At 69.2% G+C, this 23,295-nt stretch carries 17 protein-coding genes; 12 read left to right on the top strand and 5 right to left on the bottom strand.

The features are described 5' to 3' along the window. Positions 1–56 precede the first annotated feature (56 nt). The 9 genes from AU195_RS01240 (at position 57) to AU195_RS01280 (ending at position 15,996) form a co-directional block, all read left to right on the top strand. Entirely contained in the window at positions 57–1,538 is a 1,482-nt protein-coding gene (locus AU195_RS01240) for a wax ester/triacylglycerol synthase family O-acyltransferase (RefSeq protein ID WP_059157218.1), read from the top strand. Further along, entirely contained in the window at positions 1,535–3,244 is a 1,710-nt protein-coding gene (locus AU195_RS01245) for an HAD-IB family hydrolase/lysophospholipid acyltransferase family protein (RefSeq protein ID WP_059157219.1), read from the top strand. Before AU195_RS01240 ends, AU195_RS01245 begins: the two co-directional genes overlap by 4 nt. Next, positions 3,241–5,586, top strand: a complete 2,346-nt coding sequence (locus AU195_RS01250; RefSeq protein WP_059157220.1) for a glycerol-3-phosphate 1-O-acyltransferase — start codon at positions 3,241–3,243, stop codon at positions 5,584–5,586. Before AU195_RS01245 ends, AU195_RS01250 begins: the two co-directional genes overlap by 4 nt. A 43-nt stretch (positions 5,587–5,629) precedes the next feature. After that, the gene (locus AU195_RS01255; protein ID WP_059157221.1) at positions 5,630–7,627 is read left to right on the top strand and encodes a bifunctional copper resistance protein CopD/cytochrome c oxidase assembly protein; all 1,998 of its coding nucleotides are present in this window, start codon (positions 5,630–5,632) and stop codon (positions 7,625–7,627) included. A gap of 146 nt (positions 7,628–7,773) precedes the next feature. Beyond that, entirely contained in the window at positions 7,774–8,283 is a 510-nt protein-coding gene (locus AU195_RS01260) for a single-stranded DNA-binding protein (protein WP_059157222.1), read from the top strand. A 77-nt stretch (positions 8,284–8,360) separates the two neighbouring features. Then, positions 8,361–10,034, top strand: coding sequence for an energy-dependent translational throttle protein EttA (gene ettA, locus AU195_RS01265; RefSeq protein ID WP_059157223.1), 1,674 nt, complete (start codon positions 8,361–8,363; stop codon positions 10,032–10,034). A gap of 60 nt (positions 10,035–10,094) precedes the next feature. Continuing rightward, on the top strand, positions 10,095–14,930 hold the full coding sequence (locus tag AU195_RS01270) for an NAD-glutamate dehydrogenase (RefSeq protein WP_059157364.1): 4,836 nt from the start codon (positions 10,095–10,097) through the stop codon (positions 14,928–14,930). After that, positions 14,927–15,340, top strand: a complete 414-nt coding sequence (locus AU195_RS01275; protein WP_059157224.1) for an acyl-CoA thioesterase — start codon at positions 14,927–14,929, stop codon at positions 15,338–15,340. The genes AU195_RS01270 and AU195_RS01275 overlap by 4 nt, the downstream gene beginning before the upstream one ends. Further along, positions 15,337–15,996, top strand: coding sequence for a DUF8010 domain-containing protein (locus AU195_RS01280; RefSeq protein WP_059157225.1), 660 nt, complete (start codon positions 15,337–15,339; stop codon positions 15,994–15,996). The genes AU195_RS01275 and AU195_RS01280 overlap by 4 nt, the downstream gene beginning before the upstream one ends. Here AU195_RS01280 and AU195_RS01285 read toward each other — a convergent pair. Continuing rightward, positions 15,993–17,582, bottom strand: a complete 1,590-nt coding sequence (locus tag AU195_RS01285) for a glycoside hydrolase family 13 protein (RefSeq protein ID WP_059157226.1) — start codon at positions 17,580–17,582, stop codon at positions 15,993–15,995. The two genes, AU195_RS01280 and AU195_RS01285, sit on opposite strands and share 4 nt — an antisense overlap. 15 nt (positions 17,583–17,597) lie before the next feature. Then, positions 17,598–17,993, bottom strand: a complete 396-nt coding sequence (locus tag AU195_RS01290; RefSeq protein WP_059095981.1) for a globin — start codon at positions 17,991–17,993, stop codon at positions 17,598–17,600. Positions 17,994–18,134: 141 nt separating this feature from the next. On the opposite strand from AU195_RS01290, the gene AU195_RS01295 reads away from it, so the two are divergent. The 3 genes from AU195_RS01295 to AU195_RS01305 are packed head-to-tail and all read left to right on the top strand — an operon-like array spanning position 18,135 to position 19,581. Next, complete coding sequence (locus AU195_RS01295; protein WP_059157227.1) at positions 18,135–18,788, top strand: HNH endonuclease; 654 nt, start codon at positions 18,135–18,137, stop codon at positions 18,786–18,788. A 27-nt stretch (positions 18,789–18,815) separates the two neighbouring features. After that, a complete protein-coding gene (ctaJ, locus tag AU195_RS01300; protein WP_502687302.1) occupies positions 18,816–19,097 on the top strand; it encodes an aa3-type cytochrome oxidase subunit CtaJ in 282 nt (93 codons plus the stop codon). Positions 19,098–19,152: 55 nt separating this feature from the next. Continuing rightward, on the top strand, positions 19,153–19,581 hold the full coding sequence (locus AU195_RS01305) for a DUF5130 domain-containing protein (protein ID WP_157530992.1): 429 nt from the start codon (positions 19,153–19,155) through the stop codon (positions 19,579–19,581). A 77-nt stretch (positions 19,582–19,658) separates the two neighbouring features. Here AU195_RS01305 and AU195_RS01310 read toward each other — a convergent pair whose 3' ends face one another. The 3 genes from AU195_RS01310 to AU195_RS01320 are packed head-to-tail and all read right to left on the bottom strand — an operon-like array spanning position 19,659 to position 23,105. Beyond that, a complete protein-coding gene (locus tag AU195_RS01310; RefSeq protein ID WP_059157366.1) occupies positions 19,659–20,054 on the bottom strand; it encodes an HNH endonuclease in 396 nt (131 codons plus the stop codon). A 53-nt stretch (positions 20,055–20,107) separates the two neighbouring features. Continuing rightward, positions 20,108–22,705, bottom strand: a complete 2,598-nt coding sequence (gene pepN / locus AU195_RS01315; RefSeq protein ID WP_059157229.1) for an aminopeptidase N — start codon at positions 22,703–22,705, stop codon at positions 20,108–20,110. A gap of 10 nt (positions 22,706–22,715) precedes the next feature. Beyond that, positions 22,716–23,105, bottom strand: a complete 390-nt coding sequence (locus AU195_RS01320) for a DUF732 domain-containing protein (protein ID WP_059157230.1) — start codon at positions 23,103–23,105, stop codon at positions 22,716–22,718. Positions 23,106–23,295: the final 190 nt, after the last annotated feature.

The following is a 23,295-nucleotide window of genomic DNA, read 5'->3' on the forward strand; positions in this document are numbered from 1 at the left end:
CGGACTAGCGTGGTGTCGACAGTCATCAGCGACACCGTCGACAGGAGGGCACCGGGGTGGCAACGAGCGACGTGCCGGAATTGGATGCCGCGGGGTTGCCGGAGGAGCTCAGCCCGTTCGACCAGATCCTGCACCGCGGCGAGGCCAACCCCCGCACGCGCTCGGGCATTCTGACGATCGAGATCCTCGACACCACGCCGGACTGGGACCGGTTCCGCACCCGTTTCGAACACGCCTCCCGCAAGGTGCTGCGCCTGCGCCAGAAAGTCGTGACGCCGACCCTCCCGACGGCCGCGCCGCGGTGGGTCGTCGACCCCGACTTCAACCTCGACTTCCACGTCCGCCGGGTCCGCATCCCCGAGCCCGGCAACATCCGTCAGCTGATCGACCTCGCCGAGATCGCGCTGCAGTCGCCGTTGGACATCTCCCGCCCGCTGTGGACCGCCACGCTGGTCGAAGGGCTCGAGGGCGGTCAGGCCGCGACCATGCTGCACTTCAGCCACGCGGTGACCGACGGGGTCGGCGGGGTCGAGATGTTCGCCAGCGTGTACGACCTGGAACGCGACCCGCCACCCAGTGAGGCACCGCCACTGCCGATCCCGCAGGACCTCTCGCCGAACGACCTCATGCGCCACGGGCTCAACCGGTTGCCGTTCTCCATCCTCGGGGGTGTCCGCGGTGCGCTGGGTGGGGCGGCCGGCGTGGTGGGCAGGGTGGTGCGCGACCCGGTCTCGTCGGTCGGCGGGGTGGTCGACTACGCCCGGTCCAGCGTGCGCGTGGTGGGCTCGGTCGCCGAACCCTCGCCGCTGCTGCGCCGCCGCAGCCTCTCCACACGCAGCGAGGCGATCGACATGTCACTCGGTGACCTGCACAAGGCGGCCAAGGCCGCGGGCGGCTCCATCAACGACGCCTACCTCGCGGGTGTGTGCGGGGCGCTGCGCCTTTACCACGACGCGTTCGGCCTGCCCATTCCCACGTTGCCGATGGCCGTACCCGTCAGCCTGCGGTCGGACGCCGATCCCGCGGGCGGTAACCGCTTCGTCGGGGTCAACCTGGCCGCCCCCATCGGTGTGGTGGATCCGCGCGAGCGGATCGGCAAGGTGCGGGCGCAGATGACGCGTAAACGCGAGGAGCGCGCGCTGGACATGGTCGGGGCCATCGCACCCGTCGCGAGCCTGCTGCCCGACACGGTGCTCGAGGCGATGGCCGGCTCCGTGGTCAACTCCGACGTCCAGGCCAGCAACGTGCCGGTCTACGCGGGTGACACCTTCATCGCGGGCGCAAAGATTCTGCGCCAGTACGGAATCGGACCGCTACCCGGTGTCGCGATGATGGTCGTGTTGGTATCGCGTTCGGGCTTCTGCACGGTCACGGCCCGTTACGACCGCGCGTCGATCACCGATCCGGAACTGTTCGCCGAATGCCTGCTCGCCGGTTTCGACGAGGTGCTCGCCATCGGTGGTCCTGGCCGTGCCGGCCCCGCGTCGTTCACCCTGCCTTCTGAATCACCGTCGTCGAAGGGGAGTGCGCCACAATGAGTCCGGGCGATGGTGAGCAGTTGGCGCGGCGTGCCCTACGCCTGCCGGGGTCGGTCGCGGAGATCCTGGCCGCACCGCAGGGTCCGCAGGTCGGCGCGTTCTTCGACCTCGACGGCACACTGGTGGCGGGGTTCACCGGCGTCATCATGACTCGGGACCGCTTGCGCCGCAGGCAGATGAGCGTTGGCGAGTTCATCGGCATGGTGCAGGCCGGGCTCAATCACCAGCTCGGCCGGTCCGAGTTCGAAGACCTCATCGGCAAGGGTGCGCGCATGCTGCGCGGCAGTTCGCTCAGCGACATCGACGAACTCTCCGAACGCCTCTTCCTGCAGCACGTCCGCGACCGCATCTACCCCGAGATGCGCGCCCTGGTACGCGCGCACATGGCGAGGGGCCACACCGTGGTGCTCAGTTCGTCGGCGCTGACGGTCCAGGTCGAGCCGGTCGCCCGGTACCTCGGCATCGACAACGTGCTGAGCAACAAGTTCATGACCGACGAGGACGGGTGCATCACCGGTGAGGTGGTCCGGCCCATCCTGTGGGGACCCGGGAAAGCCCATGCGGTGCAGGCGTTTGCGACCCGCAACGGCGTGGACCTGTCGAAGAGTTACTTCTACGCCGACGGGGACGAGGACGTGGCGCTGATGTACCTAGTCGGCAACCCGCGCCCGACCAACCCTGCGGGCAAACTCGCCGCCGTCGCGGCGAAGCGCGGATGGCCGGTGCTGCGGTTCACCAGCCGCAGCGGCAGCAATCCGCTGTCCCAGCTCCGAACCGTCGCCGCCATCGGCTCGGTGGTCCCGGTCGCCGCCAGTGCCATCGGGGTGGGTCTGCTCAGCCGCAACCGGCGCACCGGGGTCAACTTCTTCACCTCGACGTGGAGCCGGCTGCTACTCACCACCGCCGGCATCAACCTCGACGTGCTCGGGCGGGAGAACCTCACCGCGCAGCGGCCCGCGGTGTTCCTCTTCAACCACCGCAACCAGGCGGATCCGCTGATCGCCGGCCGTTTGGTGGAAAGCAATTTCACCACGGTGGGCAAGAAGGAACTCGAGAACGATCCGCTGATCGGCACCATCGGGAAGGTGATGGACGCCGCGTTCATCGACCGCGACGACCCCAAGGCCGCGGTCGAAGGTCTCCGGAAGGTCGAAGAGCTTGCCCGCAAAGGTATTTCGATACTCATCGCACCCGAGGGCACCCGCCTGGACACCACCGAGGTGGGGGAGTTCAAGAAGGGCCCCTTCCGCATCGCGATGTCGGCCGGAATTCCGATCGTGCCCATCGTCATCCGCAACGCGGAGGTGGTCGCCGCGCGCGATTCGAGCACCTTCAATCCGGGCACCGTCGACATCGCGGTCTACCCGCCCATCCCGACCGACGACTGGACGGTGGAGGATCTGCCCAACCGCATAGCGGAGGTCCGGCAGATCTACCTCGACACCCTCAAGGCGTGGCCGCACGGCAAGCTGCCGGTGCCCGCGCTGTACAAGCGGTCGCCGGGCGAGACGGTGGAGCCGAGGAAGGTCGCTGGGACTGCCACGAAGGCTGCCACGGAGAAGCAGGCGGACGCGCCGGCCGAGAAGCCCGCCAAGAAGGCCGAGAAGAAGCCGGCGAAGAAGGCGACCGCCAAGAAGGCGACCGCCAAGAAGGCGACCGCCAAGAAGGCGCCCGCCAAGAACACCGCGGCGAAAGGCCGACAGTGACGCTGTCCGACGACTACTACGCCAGCTTCAGCACCACCGACGATGCGCTGGTGCTGGCGGCGGCGTCGTCACCGGCCGAGGTCGAACTGCTCGACGAGTGGCTGGCCGGCCAGCGCCGCGACAATCCCGACGTCAACGTCGAGGTCCTGCAATTGCCCGTCGACGGGGAGCCGTCGCCCAGTGTGCTCGCCCAACTGGTCGAGGAACTCGAGGCGGACGAGGACCGCACCGTGGTGCCGGTGCGGGTGTTCTGGGTGCCCGCGGGCCTGCCCACGCGGTCGAAGGTGGTGGCGCTCATCTCGGGTCGCGACACCTACCGCCCGCCCGAGGTGCTGCAGCGTCGCATCCTCAAACGGGACCGGACCCGTGCCCGCGTCATCGCCGGTGAACCGGCCAAGGTCTCCGAACTGCGCCAGCAGTGGCACGACCACACGGTGGCCGAGAACCCGCGCGAGTTCGCGCATTTCGTCATCCGCCGCGCGGTGTTGGCCATCGAGCGTGTCGAGTACCGGCTGCTGGGCCCGGAGTACAAGTCGCCGCGCCTGGTGAAGCCTGAGATCTTGGCGTCCACCAGGTTCCGCGCCGGTCTGGAGGAGATCCCCGGCGCGACGGTCGACGAGGCAGGCAAGATGCTCGACGAGCTCGCCACCGGGTGGAGCCGGGTGTCGGTGGACCTCATCCCGAACCTCAGTCGGTTGATCACGAAGCGGGGGTTCGATCCCAACTTCGACTACGACCGGTCTGAGATCGCCCGCCTGCGACGCGATCTGGAGAACCATCCGGCAGTACTGCTGTTCTCGCACCGGTCCTACCTCGACGGCGCGGTGGTGCCCGCGGCGATGCAGGAGAACCGGCTGCCCCCGGTGCACATGTTCGCCGGCGTCAACCTGTCCTTCGGTTTCATGGGGCCGCTGCTGCGGCGCTCAGGCGTCATCTTCATCCGCCGCAACGTCGCCGGCGACCCGCTCTACAAGTACGTGCTCAAGGAGTACGTCGGTTACGTCGTGGAGAAGCGGTTCAATCTCAGCTGGTCCATCGAGGGCACCCGGTCGCGCACCGGGAAGATGTTGCCGCCCAAGCTGGGTCTGCTGGCCTACGTCGCCGACGCCTACCTCGCCGGCCGCAGTGACGACATCCTGCTGCAACCGGTGTCGATCAGTTTCGATCAGCTGCACGAGATCTCGGAGTACGCCGACTACGCCCGCGGCGGCGAGAAGACCCCCGAGGGGTTGAGCTGGCTGTACAACTACATCAAGGCGCAGGGGGAGCGAAGCTACGGCAAGATCTATGTCCGCTTCCCCGAGGCGGTGTCGATGCGCCAGTACCTCGGCGAGCCCGGCGGTCCGATCGCGACCGACGAGTCCGCCAGGCGGTTGGCGATGCAGAAGATGGCCTTCGAGGTGGCCTGGCGCATCCTGCAGGTGACGCCGATCAACGCGACCGCGTTGGTGTCGGGGCTCTTGCTGACCACCCGTGGTGTCGCGCTGACCCTCGACCAGCTGCACCACACCCTGCAGGACGGGCTCGACTACCTGATGCGCAACGACATGCCGCTGACCAACAGTGCGCTGCGCCTGCGCACCCCCGAGGGGGTGCTGTCCGCGGTCGACGCGCTGTCCAACGGTCACCCCGTCACGAAGGTCGACAGCGGACGGGAACCGGTCTGGTACATCGCCGCCGAGGACGAACACGAAGCCGCGTTCTACCGCAACACCCTCATCCACGCCTTCCTGGAGACGTCGATCGTGGAGCTGGCGCTGGCGTATGCCGCGCGCGCCGACGGCGACCCGACCGAGGCGTTCTGGTCGCAGGCGGCGCGGCTGCGGGATCTGCTGAAGTTCGACTTCTACTTCGCCGACTCGGCGGCTTTCCGCGAGCACGTCGCCGGGGAGATGTCATGGCGGGCGGACTGGGAGTCGCAGGTCGCGGCCGGCGGTGAGCAGATCGACGCGCTGCTGCGCGAGAAGCGGCCGCTGATGGCCGGGGCGATGCTGCGGCCGTTCTTCGAGGCCTACGAGATCCTGGCGAGCGCGCTGCGTGACGCCCCCGCCGACATCGACGAGAAAGAACTGACCAAGCGGGCGATGGGGTTGGGCCGCCAGTACGTCGCCCAGGACCGGGTGCGCAGCAACGAATCCGTGTCGGCGCTGCTGTTCAGCACCGCCCGCCAGGTCGCCGCCGATCAGCAGCTGCTCGAGCCCGGCGCCGACCTCGAGGCACGGCGCAGGGCGTTCTGCGACGAGCTGTGCGCGATCCTGGCCGACATGGACAAGGTCGACCGGTATGCGCGCGACCAGTTCAAGGCCAGGGAAGCCGAACGCCGCCGGGCGAAGACGGGGTGAACCGCCCACCAGGGTGACGCCGAACACGCCATACCCTGGGAACATGAGCACGGTTGCGGTGAAGACGCGCACGAGCGCGGTGTGGCCGGTGCTGGTGGGAGTGGCGGCGCTGGCCGGCGTCACCGCCGCAGGCATCGGCGCCCTGTCGCTCGCGGACGCGCTGACCGCGACCGGTCTGCCCGATCCGGGCCCGGTCACCACCTACGGGCTGCCGTTCATGCGCGCCGCGGGCGAGATCGCCGCGGTGACCGCCGTCGGCGCCTTCCTGTTCGCCGCGTTCCTGGTTCCGCCCCAGGCCAACGGTGTGCTCGACGTGGCGGGCTACCGGGCGCTGCGGTTGGGTACGGCGGCCTCGGCGGTGTGGACGGTGTGCGCGGTGCTGCTCGTGCCGCTGACCGTGTCGGACGTGTCCGGCCAGCCCCTGCGCGATCACCTCAACCCGGTCGAGATCTGGTCGGTGGCGGGCCTGGTCGATGTGGCGGGCGCGTGGCGGTGGACGGCTCTTCTGGCCGCGGTCGTCACGCTGGCCGGCCTGCCGGTGCTCCGGTGGGCGTGGACTCCGCCGCTGTTCGCCGGATCGCTGCTCACGCTGATGCCGCTTGGCCTGACCGGGCATTCCTCATCGGGTGGCCAACACGACCTGGCCACCAACAGCCTGCTGATCCACCTCGTCGCCGGGGCGCTGTGGGCCGGCGGCCTGCTCGTGCTGCTGGTGCACGCTCTGCGCGGCGGGGCGCACGGCGACGTGGCCGCCCGCCGGTTCTCCGCGGTCGCGCTGTGGTGTTTCGTCGCGATGGCGCTCAGCGGCGTCGTCAACGCGCTGGTGCGGATCTCGCCCGCGGACCTGCTCCGCACCGAGTACGGCGTGCTGGTGCTCGCGAAGGCGGTGGCGCTGGTGACGCTGGGGGTGCTCGGCTACCTGCAGCGTCGCAAGGGGGTGGCCGGTCTGCAGGCCGACCCCGGGGCGCGGGGTCCGCTGCTGCGGTTGGCGCTGGTCGAGGCGGTGCTGTTCGGCGTGACGTTCGGGATCGCGGTCGGCCTGGGCCGCACGCCGCCGCCTCCGCCGGGGCGCGACCCCACTCCGGTGGAGGTCGAGATCGGCTACGACCTCGCGGGCCCGCCGACCGTCACCCGCATTCTGTTCGACTGGCGGTTCGACCTCATCCTGGGCAGCGCGGCGATCATCCTGGCGGCGGTCTACCTCGCCGGCTGGTGGCGATTGCGGCGGCGTGGGGACGCCTGGCCCGCCGGGCGCACGGTGGCATGGCTGCTCGGTTGCGCGACGCTGCTGATCACCACGTCGTCGGGGCTCGGCCGCTACATGCCTGCGATGTTCAGCGTCCACATGGTCGCGCACATGCTGTTGTCGATGCTGGTGCCGATCCTGCTGGTGCTGGGTGCGCCGGTCACGATGGCTCTGCGCGCGCTGCCCGCCGCGGGCAGGGGCAAGCCGCCCGGCCCGCGGGAATGGCTGCTGGCCGCCCTGCACTCCCGGGTGTCACGCGTGCTCACCCACCCGATCGTCGCGCTCGCACTGTTCGTCGCGGGGTTCTACGGGCTGTACTTCGGCGGTCTCTTCGAGGCGGCCGTCGACGACCACGCCGCCCACGTCGTGATGAACATCCACTTCCTGCTCAGCGGCTACCTCTTCTACTGGGTCGTGATCGGCGTCGACCCCACCCCCCGGCGCATCCCGCAACTCGCCAAGCTCGCGATCGTGTTCGCCTCGCTACCGCTGCACGCGTTCTTCGGCGTGGTGCTGATGGGCATGAACTCGGTGCTCGCCGAGGGGTTCTACCGGTCGCTGCAGCTCGGCTGGCACGACGATCTGCTGGCCGACCAGAAGCTCGGCGGCAGTATCGCCTGGGCGGCGGGCGAGATCCCGCTGGTGCTGGTGCTGCTCGCGCTGCTCATCCAGTGGCGGCGCAGTGATCAGCGCGACGCCAAACGGCTCGACCGGGCGGCCGAACGAGACCACGACGCGGACCTGGCCGCCTACAACGCGATGCTGGCCGAACTGGCCCGTCGCGAAGGCCGCTGACCGAGGTCTGTCCCCAGCGCCCGATTCATCCACAACGCGCCCGGCGCCCCGACCCGGGTCGTGCCCGCTGTCGGTGGCGTCCCGGTGAATGGCGGTACCGGCGAAACCACGCCGGCCAGTGGATCAGATACGAATCGAGGCACGTCATGTTCGAGACGCCCATCACCGTCGTCGGCAACATCGTCAACAACCCGTACCGGCAACGCGTCGGCGATCAGGAGGTGATGCGGTTCCGGGTGGCCAGCAACTCCCGGCGTCGCACCGCCGAAGGGGCCTGGGAGCCGGGCAACTCGCTGTTCGTCAGCGTGAGCTGCTGGGGCAAACTGGTCACCGGGGTCGGCGCCTCGCTCGGGAAGGGTGACGCGGTGATCGTTGTTGGACAGGTGTACACCAGCGAGTACGACGATCGCGAGGGTGTGCGCCGCTCGTCGGTCGAGGTGCGCGCCACCGCGGTGGGGCCCGACCTCAGCCGCTGCGTCGCGCGGGTCGAGACGCTGCGCCAGTCCGGTCCCACCGCAGGCGGGGAGGCGCCGGGATCCGGGGGTGACCCGGTCGCGGACGGGCACGACGAGGATGACGGCAGGGCCGAGGACAGGGACCTCGACACCGACCCGACCGACCCCGGCGCCGCGGAGGCGCTGCCACTGAGCGCCTGACCGCATCCGGCCACGCCTAGGATGGGGCCCGCGGCAACAGACGTTGACCACCGCTTTGAGAAAGGCAACACCACGGCATGGCCGAATTCATCTACACGATGCGCAAGGTCCGCAAGGCGCACGGCGACAAGGTCATCCTTGACGACGTCAACCTGAATTTCCTTCCGGGCGCGAAGATCGGCGTCGTCGGTCCGAACGGGGCCGGTAAGTCGAGCGTCTTGCGGATCATGGCCGGCCTGGACACCCCCAACAACGGTGACGCCTACCTGGCGCCCGGGGCCAGCGTCGGCATCCTGCAGCAGGAGCCCCACCTCGACGAGTCGAAGACCGTTCGCGAGAACGTCGAAGACGGCGTGGCGATCAAGGCCAAGCTCAATCGGTACAACGAGGTCGCCGAACTGATGGCGACCGACTACTCCGACGAGCTGATGGAGGAGATGGGCACCCTGCAGGAGGAGCTCGACGCCGCCGACGCGTGGGACATCGACAGCCAGCTCGAGCAGGCGATGGACGCGCTGCGCTGCCCGCCGCCCGACGAGCCCGTCACCCACCTGTCCGGTGGTGAGCGCCGCCGCGTGGCCCTGTGCAAACTGCTGCTGAGCAAGCCGGACCTGCTGCTGCTCGACGAGCCGACCAACCACCTCGACGCCGAGAGCGTGCTGTGGCTCGAACAGCACCTGGCCGCCTACAAGGGCGCCATCCTGGCGGTCACCCACGACCGGTACTTCCTCGACAACGTCGCCGAGTGGATCCTCGAACTCGACCGCGGCCGCGCGTACCCGTACGAGGGCAACTACTCCACCTATCTGGAGAAGAAGGCCGAGCGCATCGCCGTGCAGGGCCGCAAGGACGCGAAGCTGCACAAGCGCCTGCAGGAGGAACTCGCCTGGGTGCGCTCGGGCGCGAAGGCCCGGCAGGCCAAGAACAAGGCGCGCCTCGGACGCTACGAGGAGATGGCCGCCGAAGCGGAGAAGTCACGCAAGCTCGACTTCGAGGAGATCCAGATCCCGACGCCGCCCCGGCTGGGCAACGTCGTGGTGGAGGTCGAGCACCTCGACAAGGGTTTCGAGGGCCGCACGCTGATCAAGGACCTGTCGTTCACGCTGCCGCGCAACGGCATCGTCGGGGTGATCGGGCCGAACGGCGTCGGCAAGACGACGCTGTTCAAGACGATCGTGGGTCTCGAACAGCCCGACAGCGGCACCGTGAAGGTCGGCGACACGGTCAAGCTCAGCTACGTCGACCAGAACCGCGCCGGCATCGACCCGAAGAAGAACGTGTGGGAGGTGGTCTCCGACGGCCTCGACTACATCGAGGTCGGGCAGAACGAGATCCCCTCGCGCGCCTACGTTTCGGCGTTCGGCTTCAAGGGGCCCGATCAACAGAAGCCGGCCGGGGTGCTGTCCGGCGGTGAGCGCAACCGGCTCAACCTCGCGCTGACCCTCAAAGAGGGCGGCAACCTGATCCTGCTCGACGAACCCACCAACGACCTCGACGTGGAAACGCTGAGCTCGCTGGAGAACGCGCTGGAGAGCTTCCCCGGTTGCGCCGTGGTGATCTCTCACGACCGGTGGTTCCTCGACCGCACCTGCACGCACATCCTGGCGTGGGAGGGTGACGACGACAACGAGGCGAAATGGTTCTGGTTCGAAGGCAACTTCGGTGCCTATGAAGAGAACAAGGTGCAACGCCTCGGGGCCGAGGCCGCCCGTCCGCACCGGGTGACACACCGCAGGCTGACTCGCGACTAGTCTCGCTCGTGCACCCTCCAACGACGGACGGTGCGCGGGTGTGAGTCAGGAGTGATCCGCATGACGGGAACCGGTGCCGACGCCGCGCGCAACCCCTCGACGGACACGCTCGACCAACTGGCGAAGGCCTACGCCGAGACGTATCGCGGACCGCAACAGGGGGAGTCGGCTGAGGACAGCGTGACGACGGGTCCGGTGAATCCGGCCGACATGCTGGAGTCGTCGGACCTCGTGCGGGCCCATCACCGGCTCGCCGAGCGCAGGCAGGCCGGTGAGACCCTCGTCGCGATGTACGGCGCCGACGGCGCCGACGGTGTCGGGCCCGCGCTGCAGGTGGTCACCGATCAGGCGCCGACGCTCATCGACTCGGTGACGGTGCTGCTGCACCGGCTCGGCGTCGCCTACCGGGCGATCATGAACCCGGTGCTGCGCGTGCGGCGCGGACCCGCCGGTGAGTTGCTCGACGCGCGTCCGGTGTCGGAGGCGACCGACGGCAACGGCGCCGACGAGGCGTGGATCCACATCGAGCTCACCGACTCCGCCGACCGCTCGTCGGTGGAGGCGGCCAGGCGGATGTTGCCGCGCATCCTCGCCGACGCCCGTCAGGTCGGCGTCGATGGCAGCGCCATGGTGGCGCGGCTGCAGGAGCTGGCCAACCACATCGAGGCCGACACCGAGGGGCACTTCAGCGCACCCGAACGCAAGGACGTCGCCGCGCTGGCGCGGTGGCTCGCCGACGGGCACTTCGTCCTCATCGGCTGCCAGCGGTGTCCGGTCACCGAGACCGAATCGTCGGTCGAGGCCGACAGCCGGCTCGGGGTGCTGCGGCTCCGCGAGGACGTCCTGCCGCCGCTGACCCGGGAGGGCGACCTGCTCGCCCTCGCGCAGGCCACGATCCCGAGCTACGTGCGCTACGGCGCCAACCCGTACATCGTCGTCGTCCGCGAAGAGGGCGCCGGAGGCGACGGCTACGACGCCGTCGAACACCGCTTCGTCGGCCTGTTCACGGTCGCCGCGATGAACGCCAATGTGCTGGGCATACCGCTGATCTCGCGACGGGTCAACGAGGCGCTGGCCATCGCCCAGCGCGACCCGAGCCATCCCGCGCAACTGCTGCTCGACATCATCCAGACCATTCCGCGTCCGGAGCTGTTCGCCCTGCAGGCCGACGAACTGCTCGACATGGCGATGGCGGTCATCGATCTGGGCTCCCGCCGGCGCACGCTGCTGTTCCTGCGCGCGGACAGCCTCGCTCACTTCGTCGCGTGTCTGGTGTACCTGCCGCGCGACCGCTACACCACCGCCGTCCGGCTCGAGATGCAGGACATCCTGGTCCGCGAACTGGGCGGTGTGAGCATCGACTACTCGGCCCGGGTCAGTGAGTCACCTTGGGCGGTGGTGCATTTCACCGTCCGGCTCCCGGACGGTTCCCGTCCCGGTGACGTCGACATCTCACCGGAGAACGAGGAGCGCATCCAGCGTGAGCTCACCGAGGCCGCCCGCACCTGGGGCGACCGGTTGCTCGGCGCGGTGGCGTCCGGAGACCTGGAACAGGAGGCGGCGGAGCACTACGCCGTCGCGTTCCCCGAGGACTACAAACAGGCGGTCGCACCGGCCGAAGCGATCGGTGACATCGCGATCATCGAGGCGCTGCAGGACAATTCGGTCAAACTCGTGTTCGCCGAGGGCGGGGAGGACCGCGTCGGCAAGCTCACCTGGTATCTCGGCGGCCGGTCGGCATCCCTGAGCCACCTGCTGCCCATGCTGCAGTCCATGGGTGTGGTCGTCCTCGAGGAACGGCCGTTCACGGTGACCCGCCCCGACGGTCTGGCCGTGTGGATCTACCAGTTCAAGATCCGGCCGCACCACACCATGCCGCAGTCGAAGGGCGACAGGTCCGACCGGGACGCGACCGCGGCCCGGTTCGCCGAGGCGGTCACCGCGATCTGGAACGGCCGCATGGAGATCGACCGGTTCAACGAACTGGTGCTGCGGGCCGGGCTGACCTGGCAGCAGGTGATGGTGCTGCGGGCCTACGCGAAGTACCTGCGGCAGGCTGGTTTTCCCTACAGCCAGGCGTTCATCGAATCGGTGGTCAACGACAATCCGCACACCGCGCGGTCGCTGGTCGAACTGTTCGAGGCGCTGTTCGACCCGACCGAGGCCGCCAAGGACCGCGACGCCCAGAGTGCGGCCGCGGCCGTCGCGGCCGATATCGACGCGCTCACCGGTCTGGACACCGACCGGGTGCTGCGCGCGTTCGCCTCGATGATCCAGGCCACCCTGCGCACCAACCACTTCGTCACGCGCGCGGAGTCGGCGCGGGCGCGCGACGTGCTCGCCGTCAAACTCGATCCCGGGCTGATCGACGAACTCCCGCTGCCCAGGCCCAAATTCGAGATGTTCGTGTACTCGCCCCGAGTCGAGGGCGTCCACCTGCGGTTCGGCCACGTCGCCCGCGGAGGTCTGCGGTGGTCGGACCGGCGGGAGGACTTCCGCACCGAGATCCTCGGCCTGGTCAAGGCGCAGGCGGTGAAGAACGCCGTCATCGTGCCCGTCGGCGCCAAGGGCGGGTTCGTCGTCAAACAGCCCCCGGTCCCGACCGGGGACGCCGCCGCCGACCGCGACGCCCAGCGCACCGAGGGAGTGGACTGCTACAAGCTGTTCATCAGCGGCCTGCTGGACGTCACCGACAACGTCGACAAGGTCAGCGGCGAGGTCGTCGCGCCCCCCGACGTGGTCCGCCGCGACGGGGACGACGCGTACCTCGTGGTGGCCGCCGACAAGGGCACCGCGACGTTCTCCGACACCGCCAACGAGGTGGCCAAGTCCTACGGCTTCTGGCTCGGCGACGCCTTCGCCTCCGGCGGGTCGGTCGGCTACGACCACAAGGCGATGGGCATCACCGCCAAGGGCGCCTGGGAGTCGGTCAAACGTCACTTCCGGGAGATGGGTGTGGACACCCAGTCGGAGGACTTCACGGTCGTCGGGATCGGCGATATGAGCGGTGACGTGTTCGGCAACGGAATGCTGCTGTCCGAACACATCCGCCTCGTCGCCGCCTTCGACCACCGGCACGTCTTCCTCGACCCCGACCCGGACGCGGCGACGTCGTTCCGGGAACGACGGCGGCTGTTCGATCTGCCCCGCTCGTCGTGGGAGGACTACGACCGCTCCTTGATCAGTGAGGGCGGCGGCGTGTACAGCCGCGAGCACAAGTCCATCCCCGTGAGCCCACGGGTGCGCGAGGTGCTCGGCCTCGACGACGGTGTCGAGGAGATGACGCCGCCCGCGCTGATCAAGGCGATCCTCAAGGCGCCGGTCGACCTGCTGTGGAACGGCGGCATCGGCACCTACGTCAAGGCCGAGGCCGAATCCGACGCCGACGTCGGTGACCGTGCCAACGATCCGGTACGGGTAAATGCGAACCAGGTGCGCGCCAAGGTGATCGGTGAAGGCGGCAACCTCGGCGTCACCTCCCGCGGGCGCATCGAGTTCGACCTGTCCGGCGGCCGGATCAACACCGACGCCCTCGACAACTCCGCGGGCGTGGACTGCTCCGACCACGAGGTCAACATCAAGATCCTCATCGACTCGCTCGTCACCGCGGGCAAGGTCAGCCCCGGTGAGCGCACCGACCTGCTGTTGTCGATGACCGACGAGGTCGGTGACCTGGTGTTGTCCGACAATCGCGATCAGAATGACCTGATGGGCACCAGCCGCGCCAACGCGGCGAGCCTGCTGCCCGTGCACGCCCGCATGATCAGCCAGTTCGTCGCGGAGCGCGGGATGAACCGCGAGCTCGAGGCGCTGCCAACGGACAAGGAGATCCGTCGCCGGCTGGACGCCGGGATGGGCCTCACCTCACCGGAATTGGCGACGTTGATGGCGCACGTGAAGCTGGCGCTCAAGGCCGATCTGCTCGACAGCGAACTGCCCGACCAGGAGGTGTTCGCCGCCCGCCTGCCGCGCTACTTCCCGTCGACGCTGCGCGACCAGTTCGCCGCCGACACCCGGTCGCACCAACTGCGCCGCGAGATCGTCACGACGATGCTCGTCAACGACGTCGTCGACACCAGCGGCATCACCTACGCCTACCGGGTCACCGAGGACGCCGGCGTGGGGCCGGTCGACGCGGTGCGCAGTTTCGTCGCGGTCAACGCGATCTTCCGAGTGGGCGACGTGTGGCGGCAGATCCGCGCCGCGGACCTGCCGGTCGCGATCAGCGACCGGATGACGCTCGACCTGCGCCGACTCGTCGACCGGGCGGCGCGCTGGCTGCTGAACTACCGGCCGCAACCGCTGGCCGTCGGTGCGGAGATCAACCGCTTCGCCGACAAGGTGGCGGCGCTCACCCCGCGGATGGAGGAGTGGTTGCGCGGCGACGACGAGGCCATCGTGGCCAAGGAGGCCGGCGACTTCTGCTCGCACGGGGCGTCGAAGGAGTTGGCGTACGCGGTGGCGACCGGGCTCTACCAGTTCAGCCTGCTCGACATCATCGACATCGCCGACATCGACGATCGCGACCCCGCCGAGGTCGCCGACACGTACTTCGCGCTGATGGACCACCTCAACACGGACAGCCTGCTGACGGCGGTGTCTCAGCTGCCTCGAGGCGATCGCTGGCATTCGTTGGCGCGGTTGGCGATTCGTGACGACATCTACGGCTCGATACGGTCGTTGTGCTTCGACGTGCTCGCGGTCGGCGAACCGGACGAGAATGGCGAGGAGAAGATCGCCGAGTGGGAGATGACCAACGGGTCCCGGGTGGCGCGCGCCCGGCGCACCCTCACCGAGATCTACCAGGACGGTGAACGGGACCTGGCCACACTGTCGGTGGCCGCACGCCAGATTCGCAGCATGACACGATCGAGTGGAACGGGGTCTTCAGGGTGACAGCAGGTTTCGTGGCGCCGGTGCACGTGCGGTGGTCCGACATCGACATGTACCAGCACATCAACCACGCCACGATGGTCACCATCCTCGAAGAGGCTCGCATCCCGTTTCTGCGTGAGCCGTTCGAGGCGCGGATCACCGACATCGGTCTGTTGATCGCCGACGTGCACATCTCCTACAAGGGCCAGCTCCGTCTGATCGACTCGCCACTGCAGGTCACCATGTGGTCCAAACGCGTTCGCACGGTGGATTTCACGATCGGGTACGAGGTCCGCTCCGTGGGCGCGCCCGCGGACTCCAGGCCCTCGGTCATCGCCGAGACCCAGTTGGCCGCGGTGCACATCGAGGAGCAGCGGCTGGAACGCCTGACGCCCGAACAACGTGCCTACCTGCAACGCTACCTGCGATGAGCGGCCAGGAGCGCGGGCTCTGGCTGGCCGATCCCGGCCACCGCGACGATCTCGCCACCTTCGCCGAACGGGCGGTGCGCCTCGACGACGCCGCGGTGGTGCGGTTGCGTGAGCGCGCCGACGGCGGCGTCGTCGCCTATGTGACAACGGGTTTCGATGTGCTGGCCAGTCGGGTGGTGCGAGGGCGGGTGCGCCCGAAGGACCTCTGCGCGGGTGCCGATGCCCTCGCTGCGGGGCTGGCGGCGATGGACCGCTCGGGGTACGTCGACACCGGGTTCCCGATGGACTCGGCGTGGCGCGGTGCGGTGCCGGCCGATACGGGGTTCACCCATCTGGACGACGTGCCTGCCGGGGTGCTGCTCGACCTGGTGGACCGGGGCGGTGCGCTGGTGCGGCAGCACAGCGGCGCCCACGGCCCGCCCCTGTCGCTGCTCGATCAGGAGGTGATCACGGTCAGCGGCGGTGGGGACAGCGTGGGCGTCCCGATGCGTTGTGTATTCGCGCTCACCGCAATGGGTTTCCTGCCGCAGAGCAGCGCGGCGCTCGACGCCGGCGAGGTCGTGCGGATCCGCGTGTCGCCCACCTGGCTGCGTATCGACGCCCGGTTCGGTTCGGTGTTGCGGCGGCGTGGCGACCCGGCTGTCGTGTTGCGTTAGACCACCCAGGCGGCCGCGTCGGCGGGCAACCGGCCCTCCTCGAGCGCGGCGCTGGCCATCAGCACGTCACCCGGGGGGAGGTCGACCGGGCGCTCACTCGCGTTGAGCACACATGTCAGTCCGCCGTCGGTCCGCAGGGTCAGCACGCCGTCCTTGGCGGACAGCCGGGTCAGCGCGCCCCCGTCGACGCCTGAGCGGTCCCGGCGCAGCCGCAGCGCCCGGCGGAAGAAGTGCAGCATGGAGCCCGGGTCGGCCAGCTGGTGTTCGGCGGTCGACGACGCCCACTGCGGCGGCATCGGCAGCCAGGTGTCGGCCGTCGTCGAGAAGCCGAACGGGGGAGCGTCACCGCTCCACGGCATGGGTACGCGGCAGCCGTCCCGGCCACGCTCGGTGCGATCGGAGCGTTCCCACACCGGATCCTGGAGCACGTGGTCGGGCAGGTCGACGTTGGGCAGGCCGAGCTCCTCGCCGTTGTAGACGAAGACCGCGCCGGGCAGCGCCAACATCACCAGCGCCATCGCGCGGGCCCGGGCCAGCCCGATCCGGGCGCCGCCGTACCGGGTGACCTCGCGCTCGACGTCGTGGTTGGACAGCGTCCACGTCGGCGTCGCGTTCTCCAGGGCGACGGCGGCCAGCGAGTTCTCGATCGCGTCGCGGATCTCGTCGGCGTCGAACTCGGCGCGCACCAGCCGGAAGTTGAAACCCAGATGCAGTTCGTCGGGCCGCAGGTAGGCCGCGAACGCGGCGTTGTCGTACACCCAGACCTCGCCGACGGCGACCGCGCCGGGGTAGTCGTCGAGCACCGACCGGATGTGGCGGTGGATGTCGTGGACGCCTTCGTGGTCGAACCGGGGGTCGTCGTCCATGTCGGCGAGCATCTTGTTCTCGGCGATCTTCATATCGGGCAGGTCCTTGGGCTTGGCCATGCCGTGCGCCACGTCGATGCGGAAGCCGTCGACGCCGCGGTCCAGCCAGAACCGCAGCGTCTTCTCGAGGTCCTCGGAGACCTCGGGGTTGTCCCAGTTCAGATCGGGCTGTTCGGGGTCGAACAGGTGCAGATACCACTGTCCGGGCTGCCCGTCCGGTTCGACGATGCGCGTCCAGGCCGGGCCGCCGAAGATGGAGACCCAGTTGTTGGGCGGGAGCAGCCCGTCGGGCCCGGTGCCGTCACGGAACAGGTAGCGCTCCCGCTGGGCACTGCCCGGACCCGCGGCCAGCGCCGCCTGAAACCACGGGTGCTGCGAGCTGGTGTGATTGGGCACCAGGTCCATCGTGATGCGGATGCCGCGGTCGTGGGCGGCGGCGATCAGCCGGTCGAGCGCCTCGATGCCGCCGAAGAGCGGGTCGATGTCGCGGGGATCGGCGACGTCGTAACCGTGGTCGGCCATGGGGGAGACGGTGACCGGATTGAGCCACAGCGCGTCGACGCCCAGGGCGGTCAGGTAGTCCAGCCCCGCGGTGACACCGTCGAGGTCGCCCACGCCGTCGCCGTTGCTGTCGCGGAAGGACCGGGGATACACCTGGTAGAACACCGCACGTGACCACCAGGGCTCATCGGGTGCCGGGGGGTGAGCCATCGCGCCCATTGTGTCCGTCTGCGCTCAGAACGGCGAGTTGACCATCGACTGGGCGGCCATCTCCAGGTAGGCCAGCAGTTCCCTGCGGTGCTCGTCGTCCAGCGTCGCCGAGTCGACCTCGGCGACCGCGGTGTGCATACAGCGCAGCCACGCGTCGCGTTCGATGTAGCCGATGCGGAACGGCGCGTGCCGCATCCGCAGCCTCGGATGTCCACGCTGGTCGGAGTAGGTGCGCGGACCACCCCAGTACTGCTCGAGGAACATCCGCAGCCGCACCTCGGCCGCCTCGAGTTCGTCCTCGGGGTACAGCGGACGCAGGATCTCGTCCTCCCGCACCTGCTCGTAGAACCGCGCCACGATCGCGCGGAACGTCTCGTGGCCACCGACTTCGTCGTAGAACGACCGCGTTGGTTGCGTCACGGCTCCATTGTGGCCTGTTGACGGCCCGGACCCGGCACCCCGGTGAGGTCATCGGATGTTCACCGGACTGACCTGCGAACACGTGCCGAATTGCCGTGCGGTGGCCGCCGATCCATGGTGGACTGTCTCCTCGGAGGACGTATGGCGCAACGCAAGAAGAGCCCGTCGAGATCGACCGGTCACAGGCGTGCGGCCGCGGTCGGCCCCTCGGGTCCCGCGGCGAGCGCCCGTGTCCTGCACAGCGTCGACCCGCCGGCCCCGGGCCACGACGGGTCGCTGTGGGGGCGCCGCCGCGTCCTGCTCCTCAACTCGACCTACGAGCCGCTGACCGCGCTGCCGCTGCGGCGGGCGGTGGTGATGCTGATCTGCGGGAAGGCCGACGTCGTGCACGAGGATCCGGCGGGCCCGGTGATCCACTCGGCCACCCGCAGCATCTCGGTGCCGACGGTCATCCGGTTGCGCAGTTTCGTGCGGGTGCCCTACCGGGCCCGCGTGCCGATGACCCGGGCGGCGCTGATGCACCGCGACCGGTTCCGGTGCGCATACTGCGGGTCGAAGGCCGACACCGTGGACCACGTCGTCCCCCGCAGCCGCGGCGGTGACCATTCGTGGGAGAACTGCGTCGCCGCCTGCGCGCCGTGCAACCACCGCAAGGCCGACCACCTGCTCGTCGAGTTGGGCTGGTCGCTGCGTTTCGCGCCGTTGCCGCCGAAGGGACAGCACTGGCGGCTGCTGTCGACGGTCAAGGAACTCGACCCGGCGTGGGTGAGATACCTGGGTGAGGGAGCGGCCTGAGTTGCCGGTGGGATACGGTTTGAGACCGTGACCACCTCCGTGATCCTCGTCCTCGTCCTCGTGCCGTTGGGGCTGTACGCGGTCCTGGCCCTGATCTTCATGCGTGGCAAGGGCCCGCACCCGGCGAGCTACAAACTGTCCGAGCCGTGGCGGCACTCGCCGATCCTGTGGGCGGCCGACGAGCCGTCGCATCAGGACCACGCGACCGGCCACAGCGTTCAGGCCGACACCGCCGCGCACGGCGGAAACGTCGGTGAGCATCACTCGAACCCCGTGACGATTGGAGGCGGCGCAAGTGGCAAGTGGTGAAGTCGGTAGTGGAGTCGCCGTCACCGGTCACCGCGCGGCGGTCGAACGCCAGGGTCTGCCCTACGGCTGGGCGCTGACCACGAGCGGACGCCTGTCCGGGGTGACGGAGCCCGGCACCCTGTCGGTGGACTATCCGTTCGCGACCAAGGACCTCGTCGTGCTCGACGATGCGCTGAAGTACGGGTCGCGGGCGGCGAAGGCCCGCTTCGCGGTGTACATCGGCGACCTCGGGGCGGACACCGCTGCCACGGCACGCGAGATCCTTTCGCAGGTGCCGACCCCGAACAACGCCGTGCTGCTGGCGGTGTCGCCGGATCAGCGCGCGATCGAGGTGGTCTACGGCGTCGACGTCAAGGGCCGCGGCATCGAGACCGCCGCACCGCTGGGCGTCTCCGCGACCGCCGCGTCGTTGAAGGAGGGCAACCTCATCGACGGGTTGATCAGCGGAGTGCGCGTGCTGTCGGCGGGCGTCTCACCCCGCTGACGCCGTCTTGCGAGCGTGCGTGTCTGTTCCACGACACGCCGCCGGCCGGACTGCTTTTGCGCACTGTCGCGGGGCCGTCAGTGCTCTGCCGTGGCGTCCCGCACCCGCATGAGCGCGCCGCGGATCTCGATGTAGCGCGTCAGGAACCTGCGCTCGTCGAGGCGCTTGCGGCGCATCCAGCCGGTGACCTCGTCATTGCACTTGCTCGTGTTGCAGGACGCGCACGCGGGCACGACGTTGTCGAGCGTGTACCGCCCGCCGCGCGAGATCGCCATGACGCAGTCGCGCTGCATGACGCCTTCGGTCACCCCGCAGTAGGCACAGCCGTTCCACGCGTCCTTGAGCGCCGACCATTCCGCGGCGGTGAGATCGTTGACGACGCGCGCGACGCGCAGTTTGCGCCTGCGCGCCGCACGTGCCCTGCGAGTGCGATTGACGGCCACCGCACGAGGATGCCGCGCGAGCGTGCGCAAACCGCCGCACCGCACCCGGTGTGTCGTGTGCAGACCCGCACGCTCGCGGAACGTCAGCTCACGTCGCAGCGGCGCGCGCGCAGGGCACGCTCCACCCCGGCGCGGCCCTCGAGCACCAGGCGGCGCAGCGCCGGCGGCACGTCTTGATCGAGGAAGCGGTCCGCGGCGGCCAGGCCCTCGTCGCTGATGTCCCACGACGGGTACAGGCCGATCACCACGGTCTGCGCGACCTCACTGGACCGGCGCTCCCACACGCCGGGGATGGCCGCGAAGTACTTCTCGGTGTACGGCGCCAGCAGGGCCTGCTGCCCCGGCTGCACGATGCCGCCGACGATCGACCGCGTGGTGATGTTGGCGAGCGTGTCGTCCTCGATGACCTGTTGCCACGCAGACTCTTTCACGCCCGGCTGCGGTCGCGCCGCCGACGCCGCCGCGGCGTGGCGCCGGCCGGCCGCGGTCGGATCGGCGGCCGCCTCGGCGTCGATGAACGGCGTCTCGGGTCCGTCGGCGTCGATGTCGCCGCTGGCGGCCAGCGCCGTGACGATGCGCCACCGCAGATCGGTGTCGAGGACCAGACCTGCGAGGTTCACCGCGGCGGGTTCGTTGTCCAGCAGGGTGGCCAGCACGGCGACGTGGTTGCGCGACAACACCGAGGTGCACAGCGCATTGACGAACGCCAACTGGTGATCCGACCCCGGCGCCGACTCGCGGGCGAGGTCGAGAAGGCGGTCGGCGAACGCCGGCCAGCCGTTCTCCCGCGCCCACTGCGGATCGGCGTAGGAGTTCAGCGCGGTCTGTGCCTGCAGCAGCAGCCGCTGCGCCACCCCGACCTCGGTCTCGGCGTGCACACCGCTCATCACCAGCGCCACGAAGTCGCGGGCCTTCAGTTCGGCTTCGCGGGTCATCTCCCACGCCGCCGACCAGGCCAGCGTGCGTGGCAGCGGTTCGGCGATGTCGGCGATGCGGGTGAGCACCGTCTGCAGCGATCGCGGGTCCAGCCGTGACGCGCAGTAGGTCAGGTCGTCGTCGTTGACCAGTACCAGCTTCCCGCGCGAGAGCCCTTGCAGCGCAGGGACGTCGGTGCTCTCACCCTCGACGTCGAGTTCCTCGCGGTGCACCCGCACGAGTTTCCCGGTGGTCGGGTCGTCGTCGTACACGCCCACGGCCAGCCGGTGCACGCGGGTCTCACCGGCTCCCGGCGCGGCACCGCTCTGGGCGACGGCGAAGCGGGTGAAGCGGCCCTCGGCGTCGACGTCGAAATCGGCGCGCAGCGTGTTGAGCCCGGTGGTCTTGAGCCACTGCTGTCCCCAGCCGGACAGGTCACGGCCCGAGGACTTCTCGAGCGCACCGAGCAGGTCACCGAACGTCGCGTTGCCGAAGGCGTGGTCACGGAAGTAGTCCCGCAGCCCGGACAGGAACGATTCCAGACCCACGTAGGCGACGAGTTGTTTGAGGACGCTGGCGCCCTTCGCGTAGGTGATGCCGTCGAAGTTCACCTCGACGGCGTGCAGGTCCGGGATGTCGGCGGCGACCGGGTGGGTCGACGGCAACTGGTCCTGGCGGTAGGCCCACGACTTCTCCACGTTGGCGAACGTGGTCCACGCCTCGGTGTACTCGGTCGACTCGGCCTGGCACAGCACCGAGGCGAACGTCGCGAACGATTCGTTGAGCCACAGGTCGTCCCACCACTGCATCGTGACCAGGTCGCCGAACCACATGTGCGCCATCTCGTGGAGCACCGTCTCGGCGCGGCGCTCGTAGGAGGCGCGGGTGACCTTGCTGCGGAAGACGTAGTCCTCGAGGAACGTGACCGCCCCGGCGTTCTCCATCGCCCCGGCGTTGAATTCCGGGACGAAGAGCTGGTCGTACTTGCCGAACGCGTACGGCACACCGAAGTTGTTGTGGTAGAAGCCGAATCCCTGCTTCGTCTCGGTGAACAGCCGCTCGTGGTCCATGTGCTGGGCCAGCGACTTGCGGCAGAACAGTCCGAGCGGGATCTCGCCGTGCTCGTCGCGGTACAGGTCGTCCCACCGGGCGTACGGTCCGGCGATCAGCGCGACGAGGTAGGTGCTCATCCGCGGCGTCTGCACGAAGACGTGGGTCTTGGCGGCGCCCGACGAAGCTGTATCAGTGCGGCTCCCTTCGAATGCGCCGTTGGACACCACCTCCCAGTGCGCGGGCGCGGTGACGGTGATGTCGAACGTCGCCTTGAGGTCGGGCTGGTCGAAGCAGGCGAACATGCGCTTGGCGTCGGCCGTCTCGAACTGCGAGTACAGGTACACCTCGTCGTCGACCGGGTCGACGAAGCGGTGCAGACCCTCGCCGGTGTTCGAGTACCGGCAGTCGGCGTCGACGACGAGCACGTTGCGGTCGGCCAGACCGACCAGCGGGATGCCGGTCGATTCGTCGTAGCCGGACACGTCGATGTCGTGGCCGTTGAGGGTGGCCGCGCGGACGGTGTCGGCGGCGATGTCGATGTAGGTGTCGGCGCCGGCGGTCGCGTCGAACGTGACGGTGGTGACCGAGTGGAACGTCTTCTCGCCGGGTGCACCGGCACCGTCGGTGAGGTCCAGGTCGATGCGGTAGTTGTCGACGGTGATCAGCGCCGCGCGTTCGACGGCCTGTTCGCGGGTCAGGTTGGGAAGTGCCACGCACCCCAACCTATCGGGCGCGGGGGAACCTCGTCGTCTGCAGCCAGTTCAGGAACGTGCCGTTGCCCACCGACGACACCATCGACGGGCAGTACATCTGGATGGCGATGCCGGCGAAGAACGCCGCCAGGTCCGGCGGGACGCCGTCGTTGCGCACGGTCGCGACGACCTTAGCGAAATCCTTGCCGGGCTCGACGAGCATCGGGCACACCCGCTTGCCGAGCGCGACGGTGTCGACGGGATTGTCGTACCGCACCCCCGCTCTGTTGAGTGCGTTCAAGAAGGCGGTGTCCATCGGGTCGACGGGGTCGGCGGCCGCGGTGGGGGCCGTCAGGAGGGCGCCGGCGACCGCGGCGGCACACGCCGCCACCGTCAACCGGGTTCGAGCTGTTGCGGACATGGTGCTCCTCGTCTGTCCACTGTCACACTGGTTGACTCAAGTCACAGCAACAACACGGTTCGGTCAAGGTTCACCCACCACTGCGTGTCCGGACGGACGGCGGGTGCGAATCACCCGTTCCGGGGAACACCCGGTGCGGGTGCGGAGTTGTGCTGCACGGAACGCTGTCCTCGCCGCCGCCGACAATCAC

It is taken from the genome of Mycobacterium sp. IS-1496, from assembly GCF_001499995.1.
Lineage (GTDB): Bacteria > Actinomycetota > Actinomycetes > Mycobacteriales > Mycobacteriaceae > Mycobacterium.